Below are 13,928 nucleotides of genomic sequence, written 5' to 3' on the forward strand. Positions count from 1 at the left end.
CAGGATTGACCTATAATGACAGTCGTTTTCACTAATGGTTTGCCATTCGCAACTTTGTATACTTAACAGTAGAAGCAAGGAGGGATAACATCATGGCGAAGAAAAAATACGTGATTTGCGGCGTGAGTACGAGGGCAAACGGCATGTTTATTCGTCCAATGCTGGAGACGTTCCATCAGCATTGCGAGATTGTCGGCTTGCTGGATGCGGACCCAAGCCGCTTTGCGAATTGCTTTAAGAAATTTCCGGTGCTGGCAGGGACACCGGTATATGCTCCGGCTCAATTCGAGCAGATGATTCAAGAAACGAATCCTGACGCTGTCATCGTTGCAGGAGTGGATTACACCCATGCGGATTATATCGTAGGGGGCTTGCAGCACCATCTGGATGTCATCTCGGAGAAACCGATGGTGACGACCGGCGCTGATTGCAAGCGGGTTTTGGATGCTCAGCATAACAGTAAGGGAAAACTTCACGTCACTTTTAATTATCGGTATTCTCCGATTCATACAAGAATTAAGGAACTGATTCTGGAAGGCAGAATCGGCCGGGTGACTTCGGTTGATTTGAATTGGTACATTGATACGTATCATGGTGCAAGTTATTTTAAAAGATGGAACCGCAAACGCAGCAACTCCGGCGGGTTGTCGGTGCATAAGAGCACACACCATTTTGATCTTGTGAACTGGTGGATCGGCCAGAAACCATTGGAAGCGTTCGCATATGGAGCGCTGAACTATTTTGGACCTGACGGGGAATTCAACCCCGTGAAGGAAGACGGCAGACACTGCGGGACGTGCAGAGTCAAACCCTCCTGTGCGTATTTCATGCGTTGGTCATCACGGAGCAAAGAGGTTGTACCGCCGGACGACCATGTGAATGCGGTTGATATTAAGCCTGACAACTTTACAGGTTACCGTCCTGACGGGTGCATTTTCGATGGTGAAATTGATATTGAGGATACGTACGCAGCTGTTGTTAAGTACGATAAAGGCGCTATGTTAAGCTATTCCGTCAATTTCTCGGTTCCGTACGAGGGCTATCGTTTGGCTATTAATGGGACAAAAGGCAGAATTGAAACAAAGGAAATCATGTCCGGGCGGGCTGCTTTCCATGTGCCTGAGCAAACGATCGACTACTTCCCGCTGTTCGGAGGCAAAGAAACGATACACGTTGTACCGAAAGCCGGCGGGCATGGCGGTGGTGATCCGCTTATTTTGGAGGATTTATTCCTGGGACCTGATCCGCAGCGTCATTATGACATTATGGCAGGTGCAGAAGCAGGGGCGCTTGCAGTGCTTACAGGCGAAGCCGTTTGGAAATCTGCGGCTGCCAATCAACCTATACGTTTATCCGATCTGTTGGTCGAGTCAGAGCTGGCAGAAGTGTCAAGAGGAGGAGGTTCTCATCGTGTTTGAAAAGTTTGAAAATGTTCAAATCGCCCATTTTGATGTGAAAAGCCAGCTGCCAAGGTGGATTTACGAATCCGCTATGCGTGCAGCGGAGAGGGGCGAGCTTGCGCGTGGATCGATCGCAAATAAAGCCGATCTCATGCAGCGCCAGAAGGAAATCCGTGAAGGCATCCTCACTTGTATCGGTGGGCTGCCTGCTTCGGACACACCGCTAAACCCTCAAATAACAGGAAGAGTCTCAGGGAATGGCTTTCATGTAGAGAAAGTGATTTTTGAAGCCAGACCGCTCGTTTATGCTACGGCAAATCTATATCTACCAGATGGGGTAACCGAGCCACGTGGCGCTGTCCTTTTGCTGTGCGGTCATCGCGAGCAAGCCAAACACTGCGATGAATATCAGACGGTATGTCACTATTTGGTGCATGCGGGTCTGATCGTATTGTCCCTTGATCCGGTAGGTCAAGGGGAGCGCTTCGGCTTCTATAATCCTGAAACAGGGCAAGCGCCAATGACGAGCGTAACGGAGCATGAAAATGTAGGCCGGCAATGCATGCCGGTAGGAGACAGCTTAGCGCGTTATATGCTTCACGATGCCATCCGGGCTATTGACTATTTGTGCACAAGAAAAGAAGTGGACCCGCAAAGGATCGGAGTAACGGGGCACTCGGGCGGCGGTACTCAAACATCGCTGCTAATGATGGCCGACGAGCGCATCGCTGCTGCAGCCCCAGGCGGATTCATCATGAACAGGCCGTATTTTCTCCTGACCGGCAAAGCGCAAGATGCCGAACAGAAATGGCCTGGCTTCTCAGCGCTTGGCTTTGATCACGAAGACATCGTGCTGGCGATGGCGCCTCGCCCTGTGCGTGTTCTCGCTACAACATATGATTCCGTCCCGATTGAAGCTCCACGTCATAACGTAGCGGTTAACAGAAGATTCTGGGACATGTATGACAAAGGGGGGCTGCTGGATATTTTTGAAGATGAAAATGCGCATCGCTTTTCGATCCCGCTGGCCCGTGCGGCAGCAGAGTTCTTTTCTGAACAACTGTTGGGCCGTAAGGTTACTCCGCAGGATGATGTTATTCAATTGCTGCCTGCTGATCAGCTTCATTGCACGCAGAGCGGGCAAGTGATCGGTGAATATCCGAGTGCCCGCAATACACACGACGAAAACAACGAACGATTGGCACAGCTGGAGAAAGCGCGCAATGAGCTGTCGGAAGATCTGCGCAAAAAGAAAGCGTTGAAGTGGCTGCGAAATGCCGTTTACTTCAATCGCAAGCCATGTGATCTGAATCCGCGTCTTTCCGGAGGCGGTGAGGTGGAGAATCTGTGGGCGCTCAGGACGGTATGGTGGAGCCAACGAGGCTTGCTGAATAATGCTTTGCAATTTTTCCCGGCTGAAGCGGCGGGCCGCAAGCTGCCGGTTACCATTGCTGTCTGGGACGGCGGGACCAAACAACTGAATGCGCATGCCAAATGGATTGAGGAGACCTGCGCTTCCGGACGTATTGCCATGGTGCTCAATCCAGTGGGCATCGGCTCGCTTTTGCCGCACGTAAACTCGCCAGAGGAGAGACCTTACAAACGTTTCGGCATGATGGACCGCTACACAGATGAGTTAATGTGGCTTGGCGATAGTATGGCAGCCGTACGAACATACGATGTATTGAGAGCCATTGAACTGGCAGGAACGTTGAAAAATATCGATGCTGATGATATCGAACTTTACGGCTGCGGGAAGTATGCCATCTACGCGGAGTTAGCAGCTTTGCTCGACTCACGCGTCCAACGTGTATGTCTGGAAGACCGAATGAGCAGTCTTGCGGAGTGGATTAGGGAACCATTTTATGATGAGAATGATTCTTTAAGTTTCATACTTCCAGGAATGCTCCACTATTTCGATATCCCGGATGCAGACAATTGGCTCGAGCAAGAAGGCAGATTGGGAACAGCCATTAAGTATAGGAAGAACACCGCAAGCTAAAGGAGGAGAAGACATGGCTACAGTTGTTGCTGTTTACACGGGTCAAGGGCTATCGAAACGTATTGGGCCGCTGTTTCGGGAGGAATTGCCGGGCTGCCGCCTCGTCAACATTATCGACGACAGTATGATTGCCGATGTGATTCAGGCGGGTGGAGTCACTACTGCGGTAGTTCGCCGCTTGGTTCAGTATTATCGACACGCCGAAGATATCGGCGCTGATCTCATCCTCAATACCTGCTCATCGGTAGGTGAAGCAGCGGACCGGGTACGATCATTGTTCAATATTCCGATCGTTAAAATCGATGATGACATGGCACGTCAGGTTACCAAAAACTTTAATCAAATTGGTGTGCTGGCTACATTGCCTACTACACTCGACCCGACCAGGCAATTGTTGCAAAGAGAAGCAGATCTTCAAAACCGCAATGTCAGTGTCGTTGACGCCTTGGCGGTAGGCGCTTATCAAGCATTAATTTCCGGCCAGCCTGAGGAACATGATCGTTTGATCTATGAAGCGGCCAAATCAGTAGCCAAAAAGGCGGATGTACTCGTGCTGGCTCAGGGATCCATGGCGAGAATGGAAAAAGCGTTAAGTGACGAAACCGGACTGCCTGTGTATGCTAGCCCACGTCTAGGCATTATGGCTGTACGCGCCGAATTGGAAAGACAGGGGAAATATCCATGTTGAAGAACGACCAAGTTATTGCCACTTATTGGCTCGAAACCGCATTTTCCTTAGAGAAGGCTTGTGAAATTATCGTCAGCGAGCAGTCTACGGGGACGTTTCTCCCGCTGCCGAATGAAACGGACAGTTTGAAGCAAAAGCATCGCGCGCAGATTTTATCCATCCAAGAGTTGGAAAGCTCGCCTTTTCCATCACTACCGGGCGCTAAAGTGCCTTCGGGCAGCAAAGGCGAATTCCGACGCGGCATTGTGAAGATTGCATTCCCTTATGCGAACATTGGACCTTCAATTCCGAACTTGCTTGCGACTGTTGCAGGAAATCTGTATGAGTTGGAAGAGCTGTCGGGGCTTCGGCTGCTTGATCTGGAATTGCCATTGTCGTTCCAAGATCGGTATGAAGGCCCGCAGTTCGGTATTTCCGGTACGAGGGAAATCACCGGTGTGCATGGACGGCCGATCATCGGAACGATCATTAAGCCCAACATCGGATTGGCGACGGAACAGCTGCGGTTGATCGTGCGTGAATTAGCCTTGTCCGGCATTGATTTTATTAAGGACGACGAGGTGCATGGGAACCCGCCGTATGCCCCGATTGCCGAGCGCATCAAGGTTGTTATGGAAGAAATAGAACGTGCTGCGGACCGCACAGGTAAAAAGACGATGTACGCTTTTAATATTACCGATGATATCGATCCTATGATGCGTCATCTTGAAAACGTCGTGAAAGCCGGAGGAAACTGCGTGATGGTCAGCATCAATAGCATTGGATTTGCCGGGCTTGTGCATCTGAGAAAAAATGCCCCCGTATGCATACACGGACACCGAAACCAATGGGGGATGATGTCACGTTACCCGTATCTGGGCATGTCTTTTGCAGCTTACCAAAAATTGTGCCGTCTGGCTGGCGTAGATCATCTTCATGTGAATGGGCTCAACAACAAATTCTATGAAGACAATGCATCCGTCGTAGATAGCGTGCGTGCTTGTATGACGTCGATGTTTGATCCATCGGACACTGTGCTTCCCGTGCTGTCATCCAAGCAATGGGCGGGGGCGGCGCCGGAAACGTACCGTACGCTGGGCACCGTCGATCTGATGAATATTGCAGGCGGCGGTATTCATGGGCATCCGGACGGGCCTGGAGCAGGATTTCGCAGTCTCGTGCAAGGGTGGGAGGCGGCCTTAGAGGGGATTCCTCTGCATTTGCATGCCGATAAACATCCTGAATTGAAGCAGGCTTTAGCAGCATTCAGTTAATGTCAGCCTCGATGGGGTGGAAGGGAGAGGATAACGAATGCGAATCTGTTATTACGGCGATGACTTCACAGGTTCCACGGATGTGTTAGAGGCGCTCACGATCGGCGGTTTGCGAATGATTTTATTTATGGATATGCCAGACGTATCCACTTGGCATGAGAAATTCAGCCAGTATGACGGGTTTGGCGTGGCGGGCGTAAGCCGGACGATGAGTCCGGAAGAGATGGAGAATACGCTTCACCCCGCACTTACTGCCCTAAAGGCATTTCAAGCGCCAATCGTGCATTACAAAATTTGTTCCACCTTCGACTCCTCCCCCTTAACGGGCAGCATAGGAAAGGTTATTGACATCGGACGGCGTGTATTTCCAAAACAACGGTTCACGCCTCTTCTCGCAGGCTCGCCCGCGTTAAAGCGGTATACGGTGTTTGGAAACCATTTTGCCGGGAAAGAAAAGGAAATGCTGCGTTTGGATCGGCATCCCAACATGATGCAGCACCCCGTTACGCCGATGAAGGAAGCGGACCTTCGGGTGCATTTGGCTAAGCAGACGTCTTGCACGATCGGTCTGATGAGTGTTTTGGATTTGGAGCATCATGGAACGATGCTGAGAGAGTGTTTAAATGAGAAGCTCGATCAAGCACCCGAAGTTTTGCTGTTCGATGTGTTAACGGACGATCATCTTACCAAAATCGGTGAATTATTTACGGAAGAGAGCGAGAATGAACCGGTATTCGTCATTGGTTCTTCAGGGGTGGAATACGCGCTAGTCTCCCATTGGCAGCAGCGAGGAACGCTGCCCGCAGTGTCTGAGCGGAGGACAGCAGAGCCTGCGGATCGGCTCCTTGTCGTATCAGGCAGTTGTTCTCCAGCGACTTGTGCGCAAATCGAATGGGCAATGGCGCACGGCTATGCGGGTATTCGCGTGCCAGCGCCTCTTTTTTTCGAAGAGGATTCGGAAGCGAAATCAGCTCAGGCCATGCTGCTTAGCGAAGCGGAGCGCTTGCTCCGGGCTGGCAAGAACGTTATTTTGTATACTGCGCTGGGTCCGAATGACGCGTCTATCCTGGAGACTCAACATCTGATGCGAAGGAGCGGGCACAACCAGGCGGTAAGCGGTGAGCGAATCGGCGGACAATTAGGTGAAATGGCGAGAGCGCTGATACAGTCTACAGGAGTCCGAAGAGTTGTTTTGGCTGGAGGGGACACATCAGGTTTTGCCGTAAAACGAATGAATCTGTATGCGCTAGAAATGATAGCTCCTGTTGTTCCGGGAGGGCCGCTTTGTCGGGCACTTTCGCAAGATAAATGGATGGACGGTTTAGAAATCGTTTTGAAAGGCGGTCAAGTTGGGCCACCGGATTTCTTCGATCGGGTGCTTCACGGGTCATCTTGACTGCCGATCCACGGAAAGAAAGAAGGTTTCATATGCAGAAGGACACAAAATCCCATCTCATACGACGTTATTTTAAGTTTCTAAAACCGTACCGTTACATGATTATTACCATTGTTGGGCTCGGTATTCTGCAATTTGTCGTCCCCATGACGGTGCCTTGGATGACCAAAGTTCTGATTGACGAAGTACTTCCGCGTAAAGAAAGCTCATGGACATTGGCGAAGGTGATTGGAGTACTGGGAGGCGTTTACGTTTTCGGAACAGCGGTCAATTATGTGCGTCAATGGGTGATGGCCAAAATGGGAAATTCTATGGTCATCGATATCCGCTTTCAGCTATATGAGCATATGCAAAAGCTTTCTCAGCGGTTTTACGACAGCCGTCAGGTCGGAAGTATCGTCTCCAGAATACTGAACGATGTGAACGGCGCCCAGAATCTGGTCGGCTCAGGCGTCATTAATCTGGCGATTGACTTCTTTCTGGTGCTGTTCGCTGGATTTATGCTGTTTCATATGGATTGGAAACTTGCGTTGTTGTCTCTATGGCTGCTTCCCGTCTATTATTTAACGTTTACGAACATTAATGTGCATATTCGCTACGCATGGCGCTCTGTACATCGGCAGATGGAACGAATGTCAGGCGTGCTTGTCGAGCGTATTGCCGGGATGAAGGTTGTGCAGGCCTTTAGCCGGGAACGCATGGAGTTGAACCGATTCAAGAAGCAAGCTTCGGCTCACTTTGGCTACGCAATGACGGCGCAATTTTTATCCAATACGCTTGGCCGCATTAGTCAAACTTTTCAAGATTTCGGCGGGCTGATCATTTGGTTCGTTGGGGGGACGATGGTCATTCGAGGCAACATGTCGGTAGGGGAATTAATCGCCTTCCAGGCTTATTTATCCCAAATGTATGGCCCAATTCAGCGTTTTTCTGATGTGAATGTGACGATTCAGAATTCACTTGCCAACGTGGAACGAATTTTTGAAGTGTTCGATATTGAACCTGAAATTCAGAACAATGACAATCCCCTGCCGCTGAAAACGTGTAAAGGCGACATCCAGTTTGATCAAGTCGGTTTCGATTATGTGATTGAAAGGCCGGAAAAGCAGCAAGTGGAAGTCGATCAGAAGGATAAAGATCTGGTCGAACGCCAAAGACCTGCCAAACGGTTTTATTGGATTCCGCCGAAAATGAGACCGGATCCGCCCCTGATGGTTTTGGAGACGAGGGCAGCGCTTAAAGGAATAAGCTTTAAAGCTTGCAGCGGGGATGTGATTGCGCTTGTCGGCCCAAGTGGCGCAGGCAAGTCTACCATTATTAATTTGCTGCTTCGCTTTTATGACCCGGATGAAGGATCCGTTTTGCTGGACGGGGTTGATTTACGAAATTATGATCTGCATGACCTGCGCAGCCACATGGCGCTTGTGCTTCAGGACAATATTCTGTTTTCCGGAACCGTTTATGAAAATATTGCTTATGGCAATCCGAAAGCTGCTAAAGAGCAAATTATCGCTGCTGCACAAGCTGCGAATGCGCATGAATTCATCGAAGAGTGGGAGCTCGGATATGAAACCATGATCGGAGAACGCGGCGTCAGGCTGTCAGGCGGACAAAAACAACGTATCGCAATTGCGCGAGCGCTGCTCAAGAGTCCTCGCATCTTAATTTTGGATGAGGCCACGTCGGCATTGGATGCAGAATCTGAACATCTGGTCACAGAAGCGCTGGAGCGATTAATGCAGGGACGTACGACGTTTGTCATCGCTCACCGGCTGGCAACAGTCGTCAGAGCCGATCAAATTCTTGTAATTGATCGGGGACGGATCGTTGAAAGAGGGAAACATCAGGTACTGCTAGCGCAACACGGGTTATATCGTGAATTATATGAAAAGCAGTTAAAGGCGATGCGGCCGGATGAGCTGATCGGCTTGGATGCATTGAAACACGAAGCGTAGAAAGGAAACTGCCGATGACTAGAATTTGTAAACGTTTCCCCATCTTCATGGCTTTTGCGATAGTCGTTTTCATTAGCCTGATGTTCCTGCCGGTATCCGCATTCGCAGACGGTGACGATTCAGACGAGGCCAGTGCTGCATTCGAGCGAATCCCGCTTGGCGGTAATGCTTATGCTGAGATCAAGCAGTTGAAACTTCTCTCCGATCACAACGGGAATATCGTTACGTTCAATCTGCATATTTCAAACAAAAGCTCAGAGAGCCTATCTCTAACTGATTATTGGATACGCTTGCTAGATAAGGACGGTGACCTATTCATCGCCAAAATCATGCCACAAGACAAAGAAAAAACGAAAATTGCAGCAGGATCTTCGCAAGAGTTTTCCTACTATGCCCTGGTTAATGAGGCAACCTCTTTGCATGATTTGAAATTTCGATTCGGGAAATGGGATTTCTCCCGTAGTCCATTCGAGCGACAGCTTGGCGAAATTTCAGTGCCTGATGATTTTACACAAGTGGCACCTGCAGGAGGTTCTCAAGAGATTAAGATGTCAGGAACGATCATGGAAGCTGCACTTTCCGATTTTAACCTTGGAAAAAATGAAAAAAACAGCTTGCCTAACGTAACACTGAAACTGAAAAATTTGGGAAAATACAGTGTGACCGTACCCGACTATCAGTTTAGCGTACGCACGTTGGAGGGATATACGTATCCGTTACTAGCAAAAGGATTAACCGACCTCCTCATCAACTCGCAGGAAACGAAGGAGATTACGCTTACGGGGAGTGTCCCGGCAAACGTTTCAACTGAAGGCTGGCAGATCGTTGTAACACAATACGTGTCCGATTTGAAGTTGAATGTGCCAATCGCTGACTTGGAGCTGCCGAAAAAATCGGAGCAAGAAGTGAGAAGTTCAGGCGAGGAAGTTGCGTTTACGGACGAAAATGGGTTGTACACGACAAGGATGAACGGCATGTATCGGCTGCCTTGGGAAGACACGGACATTTTGACTGCGGATTTCACGTTGATGAATAAAGGTTCGGATTCGCTGCCAATTCCACAGTTGTCCGGTTACTTCTTGTTGGATGGCAAAGTGAAGGCAGAGGCGAAAGTCATCATCCCGGCAAAAGTGCTCGGCCTTCCGAAAGACAGCTCTGTCGGCATGCAGATGGCGGCTAAAGTGCCATATACGTATGCATTTTCAAACATAGAGCTCGTGCTGCAGGAAAAAACGTCCGATGGGAAAATCATCGACGTGTTGGATTTTGAGTCGCAGGCTGACCTCTTGCATGTCCCGATCCTTGATGCGGCTTCTTCTTTTGAATTGACCGATGCGGGCTATCAATCCAAATTTTCCATTGAAAACGTTGTGAGCTATCAAGCGCAATCCACGGAACAATATACCGTGCGGGTGCTGATTGAGAATCAGGAGAAAAGATTTACGAACTTGGCGAAGCTGGTTGCCAGCTTTCGAGCAGCAAACGGAACCGTTTACCCGGCCAATGTGCTGGATGTTGAAGAGAAAGTGGGTCCCGGAGGGAAAGCACTGCTCATCGTTTCAAGCATGCTTCCGAAGGGCGTTGATAAGAGTGGGATGAATCTACTGCTCGGGGAGGCCGTTAAAGACGGCAAACTGCTAACGGAAGAACCTGCAACTGATGACGACGATGATGATAGCGAAGACTCAGGCGATGCTGACATGTATGTGAAACCATTTGACTTCTGGCTCCCGCAAGAGAAGACGGAAGTAGGGACACCACTGAAGGGGGTATCCCTTGCGCCGTATACGCTCTCCATCGATCATTTCAGCACGGCACTGAATAATAATGAACTATCCTTGAAGTTCAACTATGAGATTGTCAAAGATATGAGTACGAGCGTAAATACGGAAGGACGTAAAATCGTCTTTCAGATTAACGACACGAACGGCTTGAGGGCGATTGAATGGTCGGCGGATTTAAGCAGTTTTGAGCCCCGCGCCAATGAAACGCCAGAGACGCCGCAATCCAAGCTGAAAGTTGGTAAGCATAAGGACTTCAAAATCAGTTTGGCCAACGGAGATTTGCTCTACAAATTGTCCTTCCTTAAAACGTACGATTTTAACATTTACGAAGAGTTTCAAGGCCATCGACGGTTGTTGGGGACCATGAAAAATGATTGGTTCGTCACTTCGGAGTGATACTCTGTTCAATGATCAAAGCCTGACGGAGCAAACTCCGTCGGGCTTTAGTTTTAGCTACTTTACCATGAGACCACCCTAGCCTCCATAGCACCTCCGCAGCACAATTTAACGCCGATTCCTCCAGCTATTAATTGCAAACGACCTGTTTTTTTACCAAATAACTGGAAATAATACAGCTAATCTCACTGATTATCCCAAAATCCTCCTGATACCGACAATTTAACTGGAGCTACTACCGCTAATTCACTCCCTGCCCTCGAACTTCGCAAAATAACGGTAGTTTTCGCATCTATTTCAGTCAATTAGCTAAATGATAGCAGTCGCTTTGGAATTGACGGCATATAAAAAGCTCCTAACGTTAAGAACGACGTGTCATCCATCATTCTCAACATCAGGAGCCTACAAGATCTTTATTACTGCGTCAAAGCCAGCTCAGCAACATTAGAAATCACTTGCTTGTTGGCAAGCTGATCCCATACAAAAGCCTTCAGCTTATAACCGGCGGCATCTTCGGGCAGCTGGAAGTTTGCCGTTAGCGTTCTTATCCCTTGACCTTCGACCAAGTCGCTTGTATAAGAATAGTTAACGATACTGCCGTCAGCATCATAGAGCGCGATGACGAGTACGCCATTTTTATCAAGCTCCGAACGATTGCTAAATTGCACACTGACCGAAGGATCACCGTCATTCTCGTTCAGCTGCAAATTCCCGGTGGTGAAGACATCTCCTGTGATGTTATCTGTACGCAGCTTCGTATTCTTAAACAGGGACGAATTGTAGTAATTAAAATTGTTCGTACTTTTCGTCGCATCGACGGCCATCCCGATGTAAGCATGGTCCGGCAGATCTAGCGTGACAGAACCGACCACCTCCCAGTTAGCTCCACCGTCAATGGAAATCAAACCTTTGACTTCATTCCCATATCTGGAAATTTTCAAGAGTGCAGGCAATTCTACATTTGGCTTCGCAGTGGTTACAACCAAATCCCCTCGGGCTGATCTGCTCATAAAATGGATCCGTGTCCCGTAATATTCTTCCTTCATCACCGTGATCATGGCAAAAGGAGAATCTGCCGTCAGATCCTGACGGATCATAAGCCCTGATTTTACGCCATTATCGTACTCAGAAGGATTCTGGAAGTTAATCGTAGAGCTTAACTCCATGTCGCCTGAAATGTCACGGTATGTGTATTGAAACGCATCTTTCGATTGGATGCCATCGCTCGTTGCGCCAATTTTGCCGGTACCTTTTACGATGAAAGAACTGCTCTCATCCCCTGATACACTTGAAGTTCCTGGTATTGTTACGCTGCCAATATCTGCGGATGTCCAGGCGCCAATTCCACTTGATCCGTTGACATGAATAACCACCATGCTTGAAAGGGTTTGAGTGCCTGAATTGTCAGTTGCCTTGGCATACAAATAATGAGTTCCTTCCGGAGCGTTTGTCCATGTATACGAATAAGGCGCGGATGTAACCGTTCCTAACGGGACTAATTTCATCGCTTGCGTATCGTAGAAGGAGAATTCAACCTTGGCTACGGTGCCATCACTGTCAGAGGCTGTAGCATCAATGACAATATCTTGATTCGCTTGCAGCATCGCATTCATAGAAGGACTGGTGATCGCTACAGTTGGATTGTTGGATCCATTGCCAAGCAGCGAGTTTAAATATTTCTCCAAATAGGTAAAACCATCACCGCTATCCGCTTTACCATCAGCTGTGTTATTAGCATCTAGACCATTTGCTTCTTCCCAAAGGTTGGGGATGCCATCGTGATCGCTGTCATAATCGGCTGACAAAGCCGTCTCCGTTAATGCCGGAAACCCTCCGTCCCCATCCGGGGTATTGGCGAATTTCCCCAAGCCGTTTCTTACATCGTTCACGATACGCGCATCGAGAGAATCTCTTTTTGGTAAAATGGCTCCTGCGTGTTCTAGGACTTTGTCGTAAGTGTCCGTTGCCGAGTCCGTTGTCACAGAAGTATCGACAGTGGTGCCATCGGTATTTTTATAAGTAATAGGTACCGGGCTTTGCAGGCGATTGACAGTTACTAAGCCATACTCGGGTTGAACGCCGCCGGCCCAGTTATTTGAACTGATCTCCGGATAGCCGTCTATATAGTTGCCCTCAATATAGTAGTTTCCCGGCTGCTCGGACCAAGGATTGAACACCCGGTTTTTCACATCATCAAAGGTAGCAGGACCCGCTTTATAGTAGTTGTTTACGACGTTGACGCCAGTCGCATTTTCACCGCCATATCCGCTGTTGGCACCCCAGTTATAAAAGACGTTGTTCCTCAAGTCGAACAGCAGAGGTGCGTCTTTTTCAAGTCTAAAATCACGGTCTAATCGAGGATTTCGACTATTGTTGTTGGCAATTAAATTATGGTGAAACGTCATATTGGTGCCGCCCCATATACCGCCGTACCCATGGGCGCCTTTGTCATGAATGGACATGTTCAGAGAATCGCTGATGATCGACCATTGCACGGTGATGCTGCTCTTATCTTTGGATGAAAGGACCTCGTCCGTGCTCCAGCTAAAAGAACAATGATCAATCATCATTTTCGGAGCGTTGGGTGAAAAGGTGTCGTCCAGCTCGGCAAAACCTCCGCGGAAGCGAAGATAACGGATGATGATATTGGATCCGCCCAAAGATACCGAATAATTGCCGATGGCGATGCCGTCTCCAGGCGCGGTCTGCCCGGCAATCGTCAAATTGTAGACATTGGTTTTAATTTTCTCCTTCAAATGAATGGTGCCGGAAACCCGAAAAACAATGACTGTCGATTTGGCATTGCTGTTCGCAACTTTGGCAAGCCCATAGCGCAGCGTTCCGGGAATCGGGGTCTCTGAAGACGTGTAATCATCAAGACTGGTGACCTCGTAAACGTCCCCTCCGCGTCCCCCTGTTATATACATAGCGGCGCCTTCTGCTCCAGGAAAGGCCGGAATAGGTTCTGCCGCCGCCGCAAGCGAAGGGACTAGACTTGCTACAATAAACAGGAATGATAACATAGCAATTATCTTTTTCATTGTTGCCTCCTCG

General features: G+C 48.9%; 8 protein-coding genes. 7 read left to right on the forward strand and 1 reads right to left on the reverse strand.

The genetic code is table 11. The annotated features are described in order from the left end of the window. Positions 1 to 92 precede the first annotated feature (92 nt). From RQP52_RS00685 to RQP52_RS00715, 7 genes are read left to right on the forward strand one after another with little or no spacing between them, the layout of a single operon-like run. Positions 93 to 1,418, forward strand: a complete 1,326-nt coding sequence (locus RQP52_RS00685; RefSeq protein ID WP_315948817.1) for a Gfo/Idh/MocA family protein — start codon at positions 93 to 95, stop codon at positions 1,416 to 1,418. Beyond that, a complete protein-coding gene (locus RQP52_RS00690) occupies positions 1,411 to 3,402 on the forward strand; it encodes an alpha/beta hydrolase family protein (RefSeq protein ID WP_315948818.1) in 1,992 nt (663 codons plus the stop codon). The genes RQP52_RS00685 and RQP52_RS00690 overlap by 8 nt, the downstream gene beginning before the upstream one ends. A gap of 13 nt (positions 3,403 to 3,415) precedes the next feature. Continuing rightward, positions 3,416 to 4,090: an aspartate/glutamate racemase family protein gene (locus RQP52_RS00695; RefSeq protein ID WP_315948819.1), complete on the forward strand. Its 675-nt coding sequence runs from the start codon at positions 3,416 to 3,418 to the stop codon at positions 4,088 to 4,090. Then, the gene (locus tag RQP52_RS00700; protein ID WP_315948821.1) at positions 4,084 to 5,343 is read left to right on the forward strand and encodes a ribulose-bisphosphate carboxylase large subunit family protein; all 1,260 of its coding nucleotides are present in this window, start codon (positions 4,084 to 4,086) and stop codon (positions 5,341 to 5,343) included. Before RQP52_RS00695 ends, RQP52_RS00700 begins: the two co-directional genes overlap by 7 nt. A 37-nt stretch (positions 5,344 to 5,380) precedes the next feature. After that, positions 5,381 to 6,739, forward strand: coding sequence for a four-carbon acid sugar kinase family protein (locus RQP52_RS00705; protein ID WP_315948822.1), 1,359 nt, complete (start codon positions 5,381 to 5,383; stop codon positions 6,737 to 6,739). A gap of 32 nt (positions 6,740 to 6,771) precedes the next feature. Next, complete coding sequence (locus RQP52_RS00710; protein ID WP_315948823.1) at positions 6,772 to 8,694, forward strand: ABC transporter ATP-binding protein; 1,923 nt, start codon at positions 6,772 to 6,774, stop codon at positions 8,692 to 8,694. A 47-nt stretch (positions 8,695 to 8,741) separates the two neighbouring features. After that, entirely contained in the window at positions 8,742 to 10,874 is a 2,133-nt protein-coding gene (locus RQP52_RS00715; protein WP_315948825.1) for a hypothetical protein, read from the forward strand. A 416-nt stretch (positions 10,875 to 11,290) separates the two neighbouring features. On the opposite strand, the gene RQP52_RS00720 is transcribed toward RQP52_RS00715, so the two are convergent. After that, positions 11,291 to 13,915 (reverse strand): Ig-like domain-containing protein, encoded by a 2,625-nt coding sequence (locus RQP52_RS00720; protein WP_315948827.1) that lies wholly within the window; start codon positions 13,913 to 13,915, stop codon positions 11,291 to 11,293. Positions 13,916 to 13,928: the final 13 nt, after the last annotated feature.

It is taken from the genome of Paenibacillus violae (assembly GCF_032461945.1).
Taxonomy (GTDB): Bacteria; Bacillota; Bacilli; order Paenibacillales; family NBRC-103111; genus Paenibacillus_E; species Paenibacillus_E violae.

Bases quoted from the DNA above. Each gene is read 5' to 3' on its own strand.
- RQP52_RS00720 (WP_315948827.1), bottom strand. From the start codon at position 13,915: ATGAAAAAGATAATTGCTATGTTATCATTCCTGTTTATTGTAGCAAGT.
- RQP52_RS00710 (WP_315948823.1), top strand. From the start codon at position 6,772: ATGCAGAAGGACACAAAATCCCATCTCATACGACGTTATTTTAAGTTT.
- RQP52_RS00715 (WP_315948825.1), top strand. From the start codon at position 8,742: ATGGCTTTTGCGATAGTCGTTTTCATTAGCCTGATGTTCCTGCCGGTA.
- RQP52_RS00700 (WP_315948821.1), top strand. From the start codon at position 4,084: ATGTTGAAGAACGACCAAGTTATTGCCACTTATTGGCTCGAAACCGCA.
- RQP52_RS00685 (WP_315948817.1), top strand. From the start codon at position 93: ATGGCGAAGAAAAAATACGTGATTTGCGGCGTGAGTACGAGGGCAAAC.
- RQP52_RS00705 (WP_315948822.1), top strand. From the start codon at position 5,381: ATGCGAATCTGTTATTACGGCGATGACTTCACAGGTTCCACGGATGTG.
- RQP52_RS00695 (WP_315948819.1), top strand. From the start codon at position 3,416: ATGGCTACAGTTGTTGCTGTTTACACGGGTCAAGGGCTATCGAAACGT.